This is a genomic window from Paenibacillus foliorum (assembly GCF_013141765.1).
Lineage (GTDB): Bacteria > Bacillota > Bacilli > Paenibacillales > NBRC-103111 > Paenibacillus_S > Paenibacillus_S foliorum.
On record NZ_WHOD01000128.1, the window covers coordinates 38,572 to 57,690 of the forward strand.

Annotated in this window: 17 protein-coding genes; 3 read left to right on the forward strand and 14 right to left on the reverse strand. The window is 42.7% G+C overall.

Features of this window, described 5'->3' with window-relative positions; translation table 11 throughout:
* Nucleotides 1-20: 20 nt before the first annotated feature.
* The 4 genes from GC093_RS32830 to GC093_RS32845 form a co-directional block, all read right to left on the reverse strand.
* Nucleotides 21-1,655, reverse strand: a complete 1,635-nt coding sequence (locus GC093_RS32830) for a hypothetical protein (protein ID WP_171656171.1) — start codon at nucleotides 1,653-1,655, stop codon at nucleotides 21-23.
* 178 nt (nucleotides 1,656-1,833) lie between these two features.
* Nucleotides 1,834-2,265 carry a DUF309 domain-containing protein gene (locus GC093_RS32835; protein ID WP_312886669.1) on the reverse strand — a complete coding sequence of 144 codons (432 nt, stop codon included), beginning with the start codon at nucleotides 2,263-2,265 and terminating at the stop codon, nucleotides 1,834-1,836.
* Nucleotides 2,266-2,317: 52 nt separating this feature from the next.
* Nucleotides 2,318-3,112: a GTP diphosphokinase gene (gene yjbM, locus GC093_RS32840; RefSeq protein WP_171656172.1), complete on the reverse strand. Its 795-nt coding sequence runs from the start codon at nucleotides 3,110-3,112 to the stop codon at nucleotides 2,318-2,320.
* 19 nt (nucleotides 3,113-3,131) lie between these two features.
* A complete protein-coding gene (locus GC093_RS32845) occupies nucleotides 3,132-4,232 on the reverse strand; it encodes a quinone-dependent dihydroorotate dehydrogenase (protein ID WP_171656173.1) in 1,101 nt (366 codons plus the stop codon).
* A 156-nt stretch (nucleotides 4,233-4,388) separates the two neighbouring features.
* On the opposite strand from GC093_RS32845, the gene GC093_RS32850 reads away from it, so the two are divergent.
* Nucleotides 4,389-4,526: a hypothetical protein gene (locus tag GC093_RS32850; RefSeq protein ID WP_171656174.1), complete on the forward strand. Its 138-nt coding sequence runs from the start codon at nucleotides 4,389-4,391 to the stop codon at nucleotides 4,524-4,526.
* A gap of 120 nt (nucleotides 4,527-4,646) precedes the next feature.
* Here the strand turns inward: GC093_RS32850 and GC093_RS32855 are convergent, their stop codons facing one another.
* The 9 genes from GC093_RS32855 to GC093_RS32895 all read right to left on the reverse strand — a co-directional run bounded on the left by GC093_RS32855 (nucleotide 4,647) and on the right by GC093_RS32895 (nucleotide 15,168).
* Complete coding sequence (locus tag GC093_RS32855; protein WP_171656175.1) at nucleotides 4,647-6,110, reverse strand: L,D-transpeptidase family protein; 1,464 nt, start codon at nucleotides 6,108-6,110, stop codon at nucleotides 4,647-4,649.
* A gap of 129 nt (nucleotides 6,111-6,239) precedes the next feature.
* Nucleotides 6,240-6,977, reverse strand: coding sequence for an HD-GYP domain-containing protein (locus GC093_RS32860; RefSeq protein WP_171656176.1), 738 nt, complete (start codon nucleotides 6,975-6,977; stop codon nucleotides 6,240-6,242).
* Between the two features lie 137 nt (nucleotides 6,978-7,114).
* On the reverse strand, nucleotides 7,115-8,713 hold the full coding sequence (locus GC093_RS32865; protein WP_171656177.1) for a stalk domain-containing protein: 1,599 nt from the start codon (nucleotides 8,711-8,713) through the stop codon (nucleotides 7,115-7,117).
* Nucleotides 8,714-8,738: 25 nt separating this feature from the next.
* Nucleotides 8,739-10,841 (reverse strand): FecR domain-containing protein, encoded by a 2,103-nt coding sequence (locus tag GC093_RS32870; protein WP_171656178.1) that lies wholly within the window; start codon nucleotides 10,839-10,841, stop codon nucleotides 8,739-8,741.
* Nucleotides 10,842-10,941: 100 nt separating this feature from the next.
* Nucleotides 10,942-12,774: a CHASE2 domain-containing protein gene (locus tag GC093_RS32875; RefSeq protein WP_171656179.1), complete on the reverse strand. Its 1,833-nt coding sequence runs from the start codon at nucleotides 12,772-12,774 to the stop codon at nucleotides 10,942-10,944.
* Nucleotides 12,775-12,919: 145 nt separating this feature from the next.
* Entirely contained in the window at nucleotides 12,920-13,153 is a 234-nt protein-coding gene (locus GC093_RS32880; RefSeq protein ID WP_171656180.1) for a ferredoxin, read from the reverse strand.
* Between the two features lie 61 nt (nucleotides 13,154-13,214).
* Entirely contained in the window at nucleotides 13,215-13,727 is a 513-nt protein-coding gene (gene mobB, locus GC093_RS32885; RefSeq protein ID WP_171656181.1) for a molybdopterin-guanine dinucleotide biosynthesis protein B, read from the reverse strand.
* A 3-nt stretch (nucleotides 13,728-13,730) separates the two neighbouring features.
* Complete coding sequence (locus tag GC093_RS32890) at nucleotides 13,731-15,029, reverse strand: DNA polymerase IV (RefSeq protein ID WP_171656182.1); 1,299 nt, start codon at nucleotides 15,027-15,029, stop codon at nucleotides 13,731-13,733.
* The gene (locus tag GC093_RS32895) at nucleotides 15,019-15,168 is read right to left on the reverse strand and encodes a hypothetical protein (protein WP_171656183.1); all 150 of its coding nucleotides are present in this window, start codon (nucleotides 15,166-15,168) and stop codon (nucleotides 15,019-15,021) included. The genes GC093_RS32890 and GC093_RS32895 overlap by 11 nt, the downstream gene beginning before the upstream one ends.
* A 184-nt stretch (nucleotides 15,169-15,352) precedes the next feature.
* Between GC093_RS32895 and cimA the strand changes: the two genes are divergently transcribed.
* Nucleotides 15,353-16,972, forward strand: coding sequence for a citramalate synthase (gene cimA / locus GC093_RS32900; protein WP_171656184.1), 1,620 nt, complete (start codon nucleotides 15,353-15,355; stop codon nucleotides 16,970-16,972).
* Nucleotides 16,973-17,045: 73 nt separating this feature from the next.
* Here cimA and GC093_RS32905 read toward each other — a convergent pair whose 3' ends face one another.
* On the reverse strand, nucleotides 17,046-17,585 hold the full coding sequence (locus tag GC093_RS32905) for a TlpA family protein disulfide reductase (RefSeq protein WP_171656185.1): 540 nt from the start codon (nucleotides 17,583-17,585) through the stop codon (nucleotides 17,046-17,048).
* Nucleotides 17,586-17,772: 187 nt separating this feature from the next.
* Here GC093_RS32905 and GC093_RS32910 point away from each other — a divergent pair, with 187 nt between their 5' ends.
* A complete protein-coding gene (locus GC093_RS32910; protein WP_171656186.1) occupies nucleotides 17,773-19,077 on the forward strand; it encodes an MFS transporter in 1,305 nt (434 codons plus the stop codon).
* Nucleotides 19,078-19,119 lie beyond the last annotated feature (42 nt).

Here is a 19,119-nt window from a genome sequence, read left to right on the forward strand (position 1 = left end):
GCACAAAATACCGTAACCCGTTAATTCCACTGGAAAAAGTACAGCTTATCGCCCTCAGGCTGCTTTTGATAACGCGTCAACCAATGTCCATTCAGCAAACTAAATTTATTATTGTCCCAGTTATATTTCTTATAGTTCAAAGCCGCGACGACCAGATCAGGTCGGGTAAACGAACTAACAAACACCCTTTTTTGCAAGTCATCCTGGTAGATGACAATGTCTTCATCTTGAAGAAGCTGTACCTGGTGAGTCTTCCAACGTGACATATAGTAACTATTATCCAGAAAATTTACAAATACTTGCTCTTGGGCTGAATGTACTACAGCGCTGAGCGCTACTTTACCGAATAGGATATCTTTCTTATCCCAGTTGTCAGGAACATCTATTTTGTTAAGCAAGGTCATCGAGCCTGTGTTCATATCTCCCAGCAGCCAGCCTGACGTCTTTTTATAAGGCTGTCCATTACCATTCATCGCCACTGTGAATTTATGCAGCAAAACCGCCTTCTTGCTTTCACTGTAGCCGCCGAATTCAAGCTTCTCCTTCGCATCCTTCGATAAGCTGAATCGCTTTGTTGGATTACCCTGAAAATCTGTCATCTGAACGCCATTGGGCAAAAGCAACCCTTGCTTATCGCTCATCATTATATTTTCCGGCATACGGTCATTAGTAAAATTATAATACATTATTTTTCCTTTTACATCCATCCCGACCTCAACAAAGCCCTGCTCTGCAATAAACGGTTGACGTCTCACACCTGTATTTAGATCAACCCACAACACATCACTTTGATAACGGGAAGCACTGTACAAGGCGATTCCATTATCCTCTAATAGTTCAAAATATTCACCGGGCTTAACCTCGTTAGAGTCACTACTACTCAGCTTCGCCTCTCCCGTACCCAAATCATAGCTGACAATCCCATTTCTACTATCACGCACGAACAAATGTGTTTTATCAGGGGAAAGCTGCGAGCAATAAATTACAGGAGGTTTGTTATTATTATCTGTATACGAATAGCGGAATAATTCCATTACAGGGGTTACCGTCTTATGTGTAAAATTAAATTTGTTGAGCAAATAAACCCACTCATCATGTTCATTTTTTACAGTCGTATATAGAAATTCATCATTGGATACAAAACCGCTCAACCCCGTCGATTGCAGCGCAGCTTCCAGTTGTTCTCCGTTAGTGTAAGTGAACCCTATCGGTTCTATGAGCATTTGCTGTGTTTGAGGATCAACAGATACAAGCTCGACCTGAGCCCAAGCATCCTTTTCCTCTTGCTGCAGGCGTTGTACCAAATAGACCATTCGCGTTTGGTCTGGAGCCACATATTGTCCCTGTACATGCCCTTGCTTGGCGAGGAGCTGTATACCGCGATTTACTTTGGACTTGCTAACCTGTAGGGAACCAAAATCATGCTTCGGCAGTTCAACATTCGAATTCTTAAAATCTTCCTTCACGCTATAGCTGACTGGTGTAGCAATAATTTTGGCAGAGCCTGCCTTTTGATCGGATGCATCTATCGCTTTAACAAATGGGGTTGTCCGTACAGGGTATGAAAAAACAATGAAGCTTGTCGCAATTAGCACAGCTAGCCCGGCTGCAAGCCAAATAAAAGGTTTTTGTACTTTTCTAATGTTGAGCTTCATACCGTATTCCCCGCAGTCTGTTCAAAGAATCACTCATGTTGTAAGCGTATTGATGTATTCCACGCTAATGTAAAAAATCCTTCATTTAGGGGCCCATCAACAGCGGAATACCACTCCACATAAACAACAAAAAAAGAAAGCAAATGCCGTAGTGGGCACAGCCTTCCGTTCCGTTTTCTTATTCTTCCTCGTGATTAACTACTGGCGGGTTCATTATAAGCTCTTCTACCAGCTGAGCAAGCTCAGGATCCGTAATTTGAATATCCAAATCATAAAATTCGAACGGCTCCTGCTCCAATTGTTCCAAGCGACTCAGATAAAGCTTGCTATCCTGCACCAGGTGTTCCAAATTAATGCCCAATCGTGGCTGTCTGGAATTCACAAGCTTCTCCAACGCTGCTGTAAACAGCTTAATTGCTCCGCTCACATTACCGTTACTGTGATGGTAAAGACCTACCGCTACCTGAAGAAGGCCTTGATATAAAGGAGCTCTACCTTCCTCCAGCCAGAGCTCCTCCATGACCTCATGACATTCGAAATAATCCCGTTCCACATTAAAGTAATAAATAAATTTTACATAAAGCAGGTCATACGGCTGCTCTCCTATCACGGCTTCACCTCAATAACTTCGGATAGGGTAAACCCAGGCTGCAAGCAGGCCATTACCCTTTCTTAGCCCGAGCAATAGCTTCATCAATCTCGGCTGACAGCTCCTTAAGATATCTAACGTCATCAGTCTCCCAGTGCTCATTGAAGCGCAGCTGGAATTGGGCAGCTTCTCTTACTCGGTAGTAGAAATACAGCTCTTGAATTCCATTTAATACGCGTGAAATAATATTCGAATTATCATCAAACAACTGCTGTGCTTCCATGATTTCATCGCGAATGCTGCTCATTTCTTGATCAAGCAAATAAGCGGCTTCAGCGGCCTTACTTAGCCGCTTAATCACTTCCTCCGGCAAGCTCTCTCGATATTTATAATTAAGAGAATGTTCAATTGTAGCCCAGAAATTCATTGCCAGCGTCCGAATTTGAACCTCAGCCAACACCCGCTTCATCCCTAGCGCTGTTTGCACCGGATATTCTACTATCATGTGATAGCTGCGATACCCGCTCGGTTTCTTGTTAGTGACGTAATCCTTTTCATAGACTAGAGTCATATCCTCACGCTTGCGGATCAGCTCAGCCAGCCTTTCAATGTCCTCAACAAATTGGCACATGATACGAATCCCAGCAATATCCTCAATGCCTTTCTCTAATTGCTCACTAGGAACATTCAATCGCTTTGATTTTTCGAGAATACTGGAAACTTTCTTAACCCGTCCGGTTACGAATTCAATTGGAGAATATTCCTCTCTGCTTTTCAATTCGCCGCGCAATGTTTTGAATTTAACTTTTAATTCCTCGACAGTTTGTTCGTAGGGTAACAGGAATTTTTTCCAGTCGCGTCCATCCATCCAAGTTCCTCCATTCTTACTAACGTCGGTGTGCAGAACCGACCGCTTCCGTTATATGTTTGAAACCATCCTTACGCAGAAGGGTTAATAATCCCTCATTCAAGTGCCGTATTAAACCAGGTCCTTCATAAATGAGCGCCGTGTATACTTCTACCAAACTAGCACCGGCACATATTTTGTCATAAGCGTCCTGCGCTGTGAAAATCCCTCCAGATCCGATAATAGGGAGCTTGCCTTCAGTGGCTGCATATATCGAGTGGATCAAACGAGTGGAACGTTCAGTGAGCGGTCTGCCGCTTAGTCCGCCCATTTCTCCTTTATGCCGATGCGTCAATCCATCCCTTGAGATCGTTGTATTGGAGGCAATGATGCCTGAAACACCACTTTTGACAATGGTTTGAACCATGTACGAAACTTCTTCCTCTCGAAGATCAGGAGCTATTTTAACAAGAACAGGCTTGGCTGCCCCTCCCTTTTGTTGATGCTGCAGCTTCATTTCTTCTTGAACGGCATCGAGCAGCCGCGATAAATCGTCACCATGCTGCAAACTGCGTAAATCCGGAGTATTCGGCGAGCTGATATTCACCACGAAGAAATCGCCATAATTATAAAGCCCTCGAATGCAGGCACGGTAATCGTCTTCTGCATGCTCGTTTGGCGTAGCTTTGTTTTTCCCAATATTGACAGCTACCGGTATAGTACGTTTGCCTGTTTCCTGCAAATGCTGCGCCATCGTTTCGATTCCTACATTATTAAAACCCATACGATTGATCAGAGCCACGTCTTCTGGCAGACGGAAAAGCCTCGGCAGTTCGTTGCCGGCCTGCGGCTTCGGTGTAACCGTACCAACCTCCATAAATCCGAAGCCTATGCTCGAAAAGCCAGTAACAGCCTTTGCATTCTTATCCAAACCTGCAGCCAATCCGACAGGATTAGCGAAGGGAATTCCCCACAATTCGGTTCTTAATTCAGGATATTCTGGGACCGCGTATAGTCCTCTAAGCAGCTCCTTACCTCCTGGAAATTTCGAAACTGCGTGAAGGCCATCTATTGTAAGATGATGCGCCTTTTCAGGATCCATTGAAAATAAAATCGGTTTAGCTATCTTTTTATAAAGCATATGTCTCTCCCCCACGAACGTTAAGTGCTCTCTCTGAACAGTTTATCGTTTTATGCAGGAAAAATAAAGAGGACATGTCTTGTAAAATCATCTGTTTAAATGGGTACATTATGATAAAATATTCCTAAATCCATTTAAAAGGCAGGGCTGATCCCTATGCAGCGTAAAAAACCAACTTATTTGCAGCAGCGTAAACCAAAAGACGAGGTCAACAAAAAACTTTTAATTTGGGTGGGCTGCGTATTCGCGGCAGTAATCATTGCCATGACTGTATTATTGCTATTGAATAAATAAATGCCCCATCGCTCAAACTCAAAAATTCAAACAACAAAGAAGGATGCCAGGCTATAACTCCTGATATCCTTTTTTTCACGTTCTATCGTTACCTATTATTTAATTACTAGACCCTTCGGATTAATCCAGCCATTTGTATACTTTCCCAGGATTCATTTCATTGCTGTTAAGAGGCAACCTAAATACTGGCTCACCCCGCTTGATTTCAGAAGGCAGAAGGCCTTTTCCAATCGTTACAGAGGTGCCTAATGGAACCATATCAAACAATTCCTCGACATCCTCCTGAAGCATGCGGATACAGCCCAATGATTGATCCTTCTCAATGCTTGAAGGCTTGTTAGTCCCGTGGATGGCATACAAAGTATCCGAAAGCGCCATGCCTCTGCTGCCAAAGTCCCCATTGGATTTCCCATTTGGATTCCGAACCTTTTCCGATATCTCGAACGTGCCTTCCGGTGTTTTATTAGCTCCTAAGCCTACCGGATAACTGCGCACAATCATCTGGCCGCTTATAACCGCCAATCGGTGGTTTGTCTTATCAATAACGATTCGAATAGGTTCAGTCAACGGTTTCATAAGTCCACTTGGACCTGATAAAGGTTTAGTAGAATCAGATCCCCCAGAGCCAATACTTGCTGTTTCAGGCGCAGAGCCAGGACTTGTCACCGATTGATTCTTACTTTGCAGATCAGGCGAATCAGTTGTTATCAGTTCCTTCTGTTGATCGTATAGCTGCTGCATGAAAGGTGTAATACCAGGTAATACATTCTGTGGATAAGGCTTATTCAATGCTTGCAGCTCTTCAGGTGGTTGACCATTTTTCCGCGTGTAAGCAGCTATCGCTGATCGAAGAACGAGCTCCTGCTCTCGTTGTCCGGCCCAGGATTGATAAATCGCGCGCGCTTTCGTGGAATCAGTAGGCTGACAGCTGCAGCTTTCCGCATCATGGTAGTATATTTGCTGCTGGGCGGCATCTTGCTTGCCCTCGACGGAAAGCAATAAATCTGGAGGCTTCAGCCACGAGATCCACTTACCATCATCCGTTGGCTTACCATAGGCTAATATCGCATAGCTGTTCAATCGTTCTTTAATCAGCATTTCCTGTAAGGCTGCACCTACATTTTCTTTATTTTTACCGGCCGTCACATAATAGACCTTTGTTTGTTCAACCAGTGCCGTGCTTACATCCTGGGGAAGTGACGAAATGCTGGATATGGGCTGCGAACTAGGCTGAAATGGTGGTAAATAGGCAATCGCTGCTAGAACCAGCGCGGTTAGGGCAGCTACTCGTAAGCGGTTAAGCCAGCGTTTTCTCATTACTCTATGTTCCCATTGCTTCAACGACTGAAGGGATTCCTGAGAAACGGGAATAGCTTTATTCTCGAAGGCTTCGTAAACCTCCCCTGCTTGTGAATAGCAATACAACGCTTTACCGCGTTTACCTTGAGCATCATATTCGCGACCCAACAAATACCAGGCCATTTTATTATTCGGGTGCTCACGCACATATTTTTTCAAATGAAGTGGATCTTCTTGATGCTTAAAAAATTGTTTTAGCTGCTCCTCATGCTCTTTTTCCTTCATCCAATCCCTTCCTTCCACCCTTCCCACTTAATATCGGCTTCTTTTTCAAATTTTTTTAGGGCAGAAAAAAACACCATGGTATCGAAGAACCTGGTGCAAAAAACTATCCTTTATTCAGCTTATAAAGTCTTATTCCACGGGTGCAACGAACGGTCTTACTTCAAACTCATCCCTTAAATAGTTTCTAGTGTGCATAACCTTTTCGAAGGCCATTACAACCTGGGGATCAAAATGCGTTCCTTTGCACCGAATAATCTCGATTACTCCATCCTTGTAGCTTCTTCCCTTAGCATAGGGACGATCTGTCGTCATAGCGTCAAAAGCATCTGACACAGCAACGATCCTTGCGTAGAATGGTATTTCCTCTCCCTGCAATCCTTCCGGATAGCCTGAGCCATCCATCTTCTCATGATGATACAAAGCTACCTCAGTCGCCTGAATCATCCGTTTTTCCGGCTGCATCTTGGATAATATTCTAGCACCGATTGTTGTATGGGAAATCATAATCTGAAATTCTTCATCATTCAGACTGTCAGCCTTCAATAAAACCCGATCCGGAACACCGATTTTACCTATGTCATGCATCAAGGCTGCCCTATAGAAATGTTTGCATTCAATTTCGGAAATCCCCAGTTCTCTAGCAATCCACAACGAATATAATCCCACTCTTGATGAATGACCTGCCGTATACGGATCTCGGGAATCTAGAGCTAATACTAGAGAATGGATGACACTAATTGAGAAAGGATCATCCGTTTCGGTTGTGCCTTTCTTCAACTCATCAGTCGATTCCAGTAATAGAGAGAGCTCCTTATTCCGCTTCTCCAATTCTTCCACTCGATTCTGCAGCTCTTGCATACTGGACATTCGGTCCCGCCTCCAACCTAGTGGGCTTTTGTCTACTATCATAATCCAAAAGACCTATAATGTGAAGAGCAGAACCCTCTGCTTTTCAACACTATAGGTCTTTCAGAAGCGAAGCCAAAAGGAACTATTAATGTAAATTAACGAAGAATAGCAGTCCTGGCAGCATCACTCCACTGGACGTTCAAACCTATTTGTTCAGCGAAGAAACGTACGGGTACATAAGTTGTATCCTCTTTAATGTAAGGAGCTACATCTGTTTCCTTCATAACTGCATCATTTCCTTGAACCGTTCTTTTAATACCCGTTTCATCGATATACAGTTCAATGGCAACACCGTCTTTTGACAGTTGAACACTGCGTTCTGCATCATTGAAGGTTACTTGGTATCCCAATGCTTCCGTAATGGCTCTGATTGGAACCATAGTTCTGCCTTCCTTAATTTCAGGCTTCACATCAAATTTAATCAATTGTGAACCGTAGACTACCTTCACTTCATCATTCTTTGGAAGGTTTGTCGGTAGACGATACAAACTAATCTTACGCAGCTTATTGTTGCTAGCATCTGCTACAAAGATGCTTCCATCCTTTGAAACAGCCACATCGGAAGGATTTCTTAACTGTGCGCTGCGATCAGCACCGTCAGCTTCTCCTCCACGGAGATTTGCTGCTCCGGCTATTGTGGATACTTGACCGTTTAGTAAATAGCGAATCGAATGATTATTGCTATCCGCAATTAGAAGACCGCCTTCATCCGTAACTGCAATACCCTGTGGAGAATTAAACAAAGCTTTGTCAGCAGACCCATCTGCAAAGTCACCAGCAGCATATAAATCTGACTTGCCGTATAATCCAGTTTTCGTATCATTTAAGCTGCTGCCAGCAACCGTTGATACCGTGTTCTTCTGAAGATCAATATAACGAATTCTTTGATTACCCGTATCACTTACATATAGATTTCCTTTGCTATCTAGAGCAAGTCCCTTTGGTTCGTTGAATTTAGCAGAAGCTAGGATGCCATCCGCATAATCGCCTGATTGAATCACTTGTCCGGGCGTAACCTCGATAAGACGGCCAGACAAAGCATTTAATGTCTTTACCTGTCCACTTGGACTGATGCTTCGAATTAAATGATTCAATGTATCAGCAACATAGATAGTCCCATCTGCTGCTACAGCAACATCGGAAGGATTGTAGAAGGTAGCCTCCATTCCAGTAGCATCCTTCATTCCTATAAGACCGTTACCTGCAAGGGTAATAACTTGACCCGAAGGTGTAATTTTACGGATTGCGTTGTTACCTGCATCAGCAACAAATACATTTCCTTGGCTGTCAACCGTTAGGCCAGCGGGATTTTGGAAAAATGATTCTTCCTTGATACCGTCATATCTTCCACCGATCGGAAAACCTTTACTGTCTTTTTTTAAGCTAAGCCCGGCATAGGTGCTTACTTGATTGTCCTTGACCAAACGCAGTAAATGATTGCGAGTGTCGACGACTAGCAAAGAATCATTAGGCAAAATAGCGATACCTGAAGGACTGCGGAACGTGGACGAAAGTGCAGCCCCATTCTCAGCGCTGAAATCCCCGATTCCAGCAACCGTTGTAACATCAGTCAATATCTGGTTATTGCTGCCCTTAACACTATCTGAGGATAACGATGCTCCCCACGCTGTAGTACTGCTCATTAGGACCGATGCTAGAATACTTAGAGCAACGAGCTTGCTTACTTTTTTCATATGGTTCCCCTTCCCGATTCAAACCTTACTTTGTAACAGTAATCGATTTGGGAGTCGTAAACTCCGCAACGGTAGCGCCGTTTTTATTTACAACCTTGACATAAACAAGATCTACTTTTGTTGAACCTGTTGCATTCGGCGAGAAGGTCAACGGAATTGACACCAAAGCCTTTGTCCCTACTACTGTAATATTATTAATTTCAGCGGTTGAAGTAGATGCTTCGAATTGAGAAGCGGCGTAAATTAGTTCATACTGAGTATTTCCAATATGTTGATTCAATGTTTCAGCTGATATGTCGGCTCCGTCAAACACCGTATTCGGTGTGTCTGTAAGCTCTTTTGGACCTATGTAGCTCAATGTATTGTTATAAACCAAGTGAGCTTGAACCGCATAAAACTCTTTAGCCTTCGGGAAATTGGCCATCGACAATTGCAAAGTTACCGTATTAGCATCTTTGCTTGCCTGAGTAAACAGAACGTCCGGTATTTGAACCGTTATTGTCGGAATAACAACAGAAGTACTATATCTGCCGCCACTTTCTGCACGAGCCGTTAAATTATAAATTCCATTCTGAAGAGGTAAAGAGAATATGGATTCTAGCTCACCTTTGCCAGGAAGAGTGGCAACAACCGTGTCTCCATTCAGGATTTCTATGTTTGAACCTGTGGCTGCCGTTAGTTTTACTTCCACATTTCCTGTTGTATTGGTTGTATTCGCTGTCGGATTCACCAATACCGGCGGCTTCACACTAATAGTGCTTGGTCTATTCGGTGATGGTGATGGTGTAGGCGATGGTGTAGGTGTAGGAGCAGGTTCATTTCCTGTAGAACCATTCTTTTCCGCTTCGTAACGCTTCTTCTCTTCTTCGCTCAGCTTGCTGAGATATTCGGTTTCCGCTTTTTGTTTAGCAGCTTCAATTGCTTTCTTATTTTCTTCTTCAATTCGCTTTTTTTCTTTTTCCATTGCTTCTAAGGCAGCTTTAAATTTTTCCAACTTTTCCTTTTCAAGCCTTTGTTTCGCTTCTAGCTCTGCTTGCTTTTTCGCATTTAATTTCTCAAGCTCAGCTTTTTTTAGTCGTTCCATTTCAGCGTCGACACCCGCAGTCTTATCCAAAGGCACTACTTTATTTAAATCCAGCTTTTTCTGATCGTCATCAATTTTCTTGTTGGCTTCCGAAATGAGAGCATTCATTTCAGCTGTACTAATTTTATTTTGTGCCAATGCTGCTTTAGCAATATTTCCAATTAGATTATCTAAGTTTTGGCTGACTTTATCTAGAGTGGATTGATCCTTAATGGTCAGAGACGAATCACCGGTATTGGACTCACCGTTCTCGGCAATCTCTTGTTTCTTAGCAGCTATAAATTCTTGATTTTCTTTATCAATAAGAGCTTTATTTAGAATGAGAGCTTTAATGACTTCTGGAGATGCTGCCCGTATAAATGCATCAATGTCTATAATATCTACTTTTAAATTCAAATCCTTTACTTCATCTCTACTATCCAGATTCAGCTGTTGAGATGGCAGCAAGATCGTGTTGGCAGTTTCCTGTGTGCCACCTTGCCCGTTGTTTGTAGTTGTTGATGCATCAATCTTCCCTGCCGCCAGAAACACGGTCATAATTCCGGTTTCAGGATTAATGGATATGCCTAATTGTGTTCCACGAACACCCATGACGGCTGTGGGCGTTTCAACCTCAAATTCATCTTCTGAGCTTACCAAGGATTTAACCTTAACCCACAATGAACCAGCCCAGGACTTTATTTTAGACGTTTTCCCTGCGCCTTGTTCAGACAGTTCTGCTATGCTAACTTCCGCATTATCGCTTATCGTAATTTCATCATCATGATCGGCAATTTTTAATACGGCAGAAGAGCTTGCTCCTGTAATAATGACGTCGCCTTCATTTAAGCTCATATCTTTGTAGGCGGTGTAAGATTTGGAGCCTCCTGCCTTTTTGACGCTAACGGTTCCATTTACATCTACTAATATTGCCGCTCTAGTTGATTTTGCTTCTACCGGCTTGGACAGTGTAGTCGATAATAATGAAAATACCATACAAGATGCAACAACTAGCGACAAAAATGATTTCTTTCCATCCATCCTCATTCGCTTTGAATGTCCCACATTAAATCTCCTCTCATCTCTATCATTCATTTTCAACGAATTATTCACTCTCTTGATTGTAATTTGATAGTTTTCAATAAGCAATGCAAAATTTGACACATTAAGAGGCTTTTCCCGCTTTTCCGCCCTCTTTCGGAGCTCCTGTTATGTTTACAACCTCAAACAACTTCAATGCTGAGCTTTTCCCCTTCATTAGCTTCTCACCGGCAAAGTTATATTCGATATAATCCTTTGTCTGCTCATATGTGGACTCAGATACCCAAACTTGATTCGGACTAGCTGTCGATTCGATTCTTGCTGCAGTGTTGACATTGTCGCCAATTGCCGTATAGTCCACGCGTAAATAGGAACCGATATTTCCTACAACCACATCCCCCGTATTAATACCAATTCTTATACTCAGATTAATGCCATATTTAGCCTCAACATCTGCACGAACCTGCTCCATACCTTTTTGGATTTCATAGCCGGTCTTTACTGCATAATAAGCATGATTAGGTACATCCAATGGAGCATTGTACAAAATCATAGCTGCATCACCTATAAATTTATCGATGGTACCGTGATTTTCAAGAGCTCTTTCTGTAATTAAATTGAACATCATATTCAAGAAATCAACAACTTCCTCCGGCTTAAGCTTCTCCGAAAGTGGAGTAAATCCGCTAACATCCAGGAACAGCAGCGTTAACTCTCTTTTGATTCCGCCTAGCTGAATTTCCGAATCACTGCTTGCTATCTCTTTAACTAGATCTGGGGAGATGTAACGTCCAAATTGCTTGGTTATATAGTTTTTTTGCTTCGTTTCAAAGTAGGTTTTCATAGCTATGTTGCCTAAGTATGAAACTAATCCGCTCAAAACTGCCCCGATCGAATCTAAATAAAGATTGCTATAAGCGAAAGTTATGTACTGTGCTATCATAAGACCAACTGAAACGGAAAAAACCAGAATGATACCGGATATTGCCTTCAATTTCCACGTTAAGAAACCGAATAACAAAATCATTAATGCCGCTAATGCAACCGTCACAGAGCCGCTGACTGGTGTAATCGTTTTTTGATTCAGGATCTGATTCAAAATATTAGCATGGGCATAAACCAGATGCATATGGCGCTCGACCGGTGTTATCCCTTCATCCGAGCCTGGTGCGGTATAACCGACCAATATGATTCGGTCCTTAAATGTACTCGCTGGAATTTTACCATTATAAACTTCGGAAAAAGGAATGGTTTCAAAATCCTTCTCCACACCGTCCCACTTTATGAGCATTTGGGATTTAGGACTGTTTTGTTGTACGGGCATATTCAAATATTTAATTACATCCTCACCGGCTAATTGAGCCATAGCAAGTCCCATCGTAGGTAGAATACCTTCAGGTGTGTTGATCTGTAGCCAGTTAAAACGAATGATGCCATCTGTGTCAAATGCTGCATTGATATGCGCCTTGTTAGGAGATTTATTAATAGCGGGGATTGGATGCTGTACACCACTGGCCATGAGCAGTTCGCCTTCTTTAACTTTAGTTGAACGAGCGAATTCATTCTCCAGTTCGGCATGGGAAGGAAAAACTATATTTTTATACTTTGCAATCTCCTCTCCAAGCAACTTGTCGCTCTCTGGATTATTACTTTGCGAATAGAGCTCAATATCAAAACCAATGACTTTGGCTCCAGCTTTTTCTAGTTGGTTGATCAACTGGGCATATACTTTGCGGTCCCAAGGATAGGGCCCAACCGCTTTGATCGATTCCGCATCAATACCAATCACCAAAATATCACCATGCGGCGCTCCAGTCATAGACTGCTTCATATTTATGTCGAATACTTGGTCGGATAGCACTTTCCATAGTCCAAAAGTAAGAAAAATCAAACAAATTAGCACAACAACTGTATTACCAATTACGATCATTGCCGTTTTACTGATACCCTTTCTCATTTAACCCCTCCAACCCAAAGTTTCGTACATAATCTTACCATAAATCCCTCCTAAATACATGGAATTTCTACGAATTTTAACAAAAAAAGCCCTTTTTCATAGGAATAAATCCCTAGAAAAAAAGGCTTTTTGTCGAAAATGATTATTAATTGAAAGGTGTATCCGCTACTTTGATAGAATCGGTTGGACAGCCATCTTGAGCATCCTGCAAATCATCGTACAAGTCATCAGGAATTTCAGTTACGCCTTTGTTGCCGTCACCATCAAAAATTACTTCTGCCAAACCTTCATCGTCATAATCATAAATATCTGGAGCTGTTGCTCCACAGGCCCCACAAGCGATACAGGTATCTTTTTCAACCCAAGTATATTTTGCCATTTTTAAATTCCTCCCTAAATTGTAAGCTCATCCTAAAATATAATATAAAACAAGAGAAAGTTCAAATACTATTCTTCTTCATATGAATCTCGATCCACTCTGCAATTCCGCATATATCATCTATTTCCAAAAAAGGAATAGTTGCGGGCACTAGTTTCTTGAATGTTTCAAACGATGCGACAGCAGCAGGAGGTTGGGGTAAGCTTCTTATAATTTCGGCTTGCTCTTCATTACGGAACAAAGCTATTTTATTATGAGCTCCGTTCTTGAAGCCTTCTACAAAAATGAGCTCATAGCTTTGTTCAACTTGGAGCATCGCCACGATGGGCTCTAGCTCAGTAACTTCCCGCCGGAATGCCATATAGGAATCAGGTGAGATGACAACTGTCGCAGCAGCTCCCGCTTCCCTGTAATGGGTGGAATCCGCTCCTTCAGCCTCTTTATAATGCCCATGCGCATCATGCTTAATCACAGCCACCTTCAGACCTGAATTGGTAAAATGGGTTACCAATTTAGAAATCAGTGTCGTTTTACCACTATTTGAAAACCCCACGAACCCAATCACACTCGTCATCTCTTACTTCTTATCCTCCAACCGATTTAACCTAAGATGATCCATTTGCAGAGACGTACCTCTTGCTTTGTGGTCGCGTATGAGCGATGATGGATCGTCTCCCAGCATACCCGCGGTCAATATCGCGCTTTCCCCGAATTTATCACGTAGAGCGTCCATCGCCTTATTAAGCTTCTCCCTCGAAGGCTGCTTCTCATAATCAAACAAATCCAATTGAACTACGGCCTCCGATTTATCCAATAAGTTTTGAAGCGTGATCCCAAGAAGCCGGACTGGCTTGCCTTTGGACCAATTCTCTTCAAATAATTTACAAGACATGCTATAGATATCCTCTCGGTTTTCCGTTGGAGTCTTGAGTTTGGCGGCACGTGTAATTGTTCTCATATCAGGATCGCGAATAGTGATCTGTATGGTCTGAGCCAGCAGCATTTGCTTGCGGAGACGCCTTCCAACCTGATCGGATAAATTAAGAAAAACTCTGCGAATGTCAGATAAATCAGTAAAATTAACAGGAAGCGTTGTGGTATGACCGATTGATTTGCTTTGCTCGCGCTCCGGCTGAACAGGAGAATCATCCTCACCATTAGCTGAATGTCTTAATATTACCCCCATTACACCGAAGTGCTCTCTAAGCAGCTTCTCCTCTGCCTTGGCAAGCTGACCCAGAGTAAGGATATTTAAACGCTTTAGCTTTTCTGCTGTCTTGCTGCCAATACCGTACAAATCGGCGCAGGGCAGATCCCACAATACCCGCGGCACATCTCGCTTTCTCAGTACGGTAAGGCCATTTGGCTTCTTCATATCCGAGGCCATTTTGGCGAGCAGCTTATTGGGTGCCACACCAACTGAACAGGGTAGAAGCAGTTCCCCGCGAATACGACTTTGGATAAGCTCAGCAATTTCCAAAGGGGTACCGAATTGCTTGGACCCTGTAATGTCCACATAGCATTCATCGATTGACATGGCTTCCACTAAAGGTGAGTAGTTATATACAATATTCATAAACGCATTGGAATATTGCCTGTACAAATCAAAATTCGGGCGAATAAGAATTAAGTCAGAGCATTTTTTCAGCGCTTGGCCAACCAGCATGCCCGTCTTAATCCCCTTTGCCCTTGCGGCATAAGAGCAGGTGACGATAATACCTTTGCGCAGCTCCACACTACCGGCAACAGCGGTCGGTTTTCCTTTGTAAAGCTCAGGCTCAACAGCCTCGTGGACCGAGCAATAAAAAGCATTCATATCAATATGAAGGATCACTCTTCCGTTAACTGGATAAGCTTGATTATTATCATTGTTCATATTCAGCGCGGGAACTCCATAATATAGCTTGAATCATTTCAATTCTACTATGGACAGGCTCTGAATATATTTGAACATAATAGTAGGATGCAAATTCGGAACCGGTAGTAGAGGTTCTGGCCAGAATAGTAGCAGACATGGAATTGCCCCCTATTAGAATGTAACTTCACATATAGCCGTTCATCTTTCAGCATACCTTCCTTGCATATTCAGGTCAAGCAACGTAAACCGCCTTTTTTGTGAAAATGATACCCTTTGATGGAATTATTGTGATATAATAATGAATCATATTTTGTGCAAGTCTTATAGCAGGAGGATAACCCATGGCCAACTTCGTAAAAATATTCGACACTACTCTTAGAGACGGCACTCAAGGCGAAGGTATTAGCTTATCTGTCGAGGACAAGATGAAAATTGCCCGCAAGCTTGATTCCCTTGGAGTTCACTATATTGAGGGCGGCTGGCCCGGCAGCAACAATAAAGATATTGAATTTTTCACCCGTGTTAAGGAGCTTGGCCTCAAGCATGCAAAGGTTACAGCTTTTGGCAGTACCCGTCGCAAAGATACGCTGCCTGAGAACGACATCAATCTCAACCGTATTTTGGAAGTTGGAGTGCCAGTTGCAACCATTTTCGGTAAATCATGGGATTTCCATGTGCACCAAGCTATCCAGACCACTTTAGAAGAAAATCTTTCAATGATCTATGATTCCGTCCATTATTTGAAAAGTAAAGGCTTGGAAATCATCTACGATGCTGAGCATTTCTTTGACGGGTACAAAAACAATGCAGATTACGCTCTGCAAACCATAAAAAAAGCAGAAGAAGCTGGAGCAGATTGGATCGTTTTATGCGATACGAACGGCGGATCCCTTCCTCATGAAATAAGTGAGATTGTAACAATTGTAAAACGGTTCGTCTCCATTCCTGTGGGCATTCATGCCCACAATGATTGCGAGCTCGGTGTTGCGAACAGCCTGGCAGCTGTAATGGCAGGAGCTACGCAAGTTCAAGGTACGATAAACGGGTTTGGGGAACGCTGCGGCAATGCAAATTTATGCTCAATCATACCTAATTTACAGCTAAAGCTTAACTACTCCTGTATTTCGGAAGAGCAACTACAAGGCTTGTCTAATGTTGCTCGTTATGTCAGTGAAATCGCTAATATGCATTTGCCTGTGAATCAAGCTTTCGTAGGCGCTGCAGCTTTTGCCCATAAAGGCGGAATTCATGTCTCGGCTATTCTAAGAAATGCGAGCACCTATGAGCATATTAAACCAGAGCTTGTCGGGAACAAGCAGCGAGTGCTTGTGTCCGAGCTGGCAGGTCAAAGCAATCTGGTATTTAAAGCTCAAGAGCTTGGATTGAATTTCGATAACAATAACGAACAATCACGTAAATTAATTGAACAAATTAAAGAAATGGAGCATCAAGGCTATCAGTTCGAGGGAGCGGACGCTTCGTTAGAGCTTCTGATCCGAGATGCTTACGGGAAGCAAGAAGAATTATTCACCTTGGAATCCTTCAAGATAATAGTAGCTAAAAATGATGATCAACCTGTTGTCACCGAGGCCATTGTGAAGCTAAGCATAAACGGTGAATCCGTCTATAATGCCGCAGAGGGCAACGGACCTGTTAACGCCCTTGATAACGCGCTGCGCAAATGCTTGTTGCAATATTACCCTGTACTCCAAGATATGCATCTCAGCGATTACAAGGTGCGTGTACTTGATGAAAAGGATAAAACCGCTGCTAAAGTTCGCGTGTTAATTGAATCCACTGATTTCCATAACACATGGAGCACCGTCGGCGTATCCGCTGATATTATTGTGGCGAGCGCAGATGCTCTAATCGATAGCCTACGCTACGCTCTAATCGGGAAAACAAGAAGCACCGTACAAATTGAAGAGCAAAAAGAACGTATCGGCTTGGTTAATCACTAATCATACCGTCAATAACCAAAAGCGCGGCAGTACGGAATATCAAATCCGTACTGCCGCGCTTTTATATGTCTCCTCAACTGTTAATTAGCAGTTGTATTCGTTGTTCCAGCAAATCCGGAGGGAGAACATGTATCACATCACGAAGAATACCATGCTTGTCAATTAAGAAGCTGGTTGGAACAAACAATATCCGATACAATTCTGCACTCGTCCCTTTCTGATCCAGCAATACAGGGAAGGATAAATCATACTTCTTAACAAACCCCTTTACGTCCTCAAGCCTATCATCTTTGGTAACGTTAACACTGTACAGATCCATTTGTCCACCGTATTTATCATACATTCGTTTCAAATCCGGCGCTTCCTCATGACAAGGTCCGCACCACGAAGCCCAAAAATTCACAATTAAAGGCTTCTCCCTCTCACCGCCAACTTCATATCCCTTCCCATCCAGCGCCTTTAACGTAAATGACGGCACTGGTTTATTCCTCGCCATTTCGGGAGGCCTGATACTCCCGGCAGCACTAACCTCTCGTTCGTTTTGAATCATCTGATAAGCGGCTAAGCCCACTAACAATAGAGCAATGATCACCGCTGGAAATTTTCGTTTCATTATTATAGCTCCTCTAAATCAATTATTTCCCTCAATTGGAGTCTTATTCTTTTAGCTTAATTCATATTGTAACCAAAATGTTTCCCTGTTATTTGGATGCTTCCGTTTAATAAGTCATAAAGAATGACAACTTCGCCCTTAGGGCACATTATTTGTACACCATTGTTTTAGAGGAGACTTTCGACCGATGCAAAAGACAAAGAATCGCAAGCTAAATATCACCTTCGAGAGCGATATGGAAACGGAAGCAGCTACAGCTCCTCCCCCTAATCAAAAGGATAAAAAAAGCAGCAAATCCAAAGGGCAAATATGGGAATTCATAGCGATTGCCACAGTTCCGTTAGTGCTTGTATTAGGCAACTCCATGCTGGTTCCTATTCTACCTGAGATGCAGGATAAGCTTGGGATCAGTAAATTTCAAAGCAGTCTCGTTATCACCTTATTCTCGGTAACTGCAGGTCTCGTTATACCGATCTCAGGCTACTTGTCAGACCGTTTTTCTCGAAAGGCCATTATGATCCCTTCCTTAATCATTTACGGAGCAGCAGGCGTTCTAGCAGGCTTTGGAGCTGTCTGGAACTCTTACACGATCATAATCATCGCAAGAGCCATTCAGGGGCTTGGCGCAGCTGGGACGGCCCCCATAGCTATGGCATTGGCAGGGGATCTATATAAGGGAGGCACGGAAAGCAAAGCGCTAGGCTTAACGGAGGCATCCAATGGGATGGGCAAAGTACTAAGCCCCATCATCGGCACTTTGTTTGCTCTCATTGTTTGGTATGCTGCCTTTTTTGCTTTCCCTGTGTTTTGCTTGATCTCTTTGCTTGCTGTTATGTTTTTATTAAAAGAACCAAAAAAGGAACAACAGGCTCAAAAACTAAAACCCTACTTGAAATCGATCGGTGCTATTTTAAAACAAAAAGGTCGTTGGTTAATCACTGCATTTTTCGCAGGTTCCTTGGCGTTATTCGTTTTATTCGGTGTACTCTTCTTTTTATCCAATATATTAGAGGAAGAACCCTACAAAATCGATGGTGTAAAGAAAGGGTTAGTGTTAGCCATCCCCTTATTGGGCATGGTCGTAACTTCTTACACAACCGGAGCGATGATCAAAAAGAATGGAACCTTAATGAGATGGTTGATGAATATCGGGCTTACCCTTATGACAATAGCGTTAGGTGCCTGTATTTTTATTTTAGAAAAAAACTTATATTTCTTAATTGGCCTGCTAACTATTAGCAGCATCGGTACAGGCTTATTACTGCCATGCTTAAATACGATGATCACGGGTTCTGTTGAAAGACAACAACGAGGAATGATTACTTCCATTTACAGCAGCCTAAGGTTTCTTGGAGTAGCATTTGGTCCTCCCTTATTCAGCTGGATGATGGACATATCTCGTCAAATCGTGTTCATAACGGTGGCAAGCTTATCACTTCTGACATTAGGCTTAGTATTCTTTCTTATTAAACCAAAGGGGCAGATCAACTAAAAAGCCTTCCTTCATGTTCCTAAAACAAATATAATATAGAGA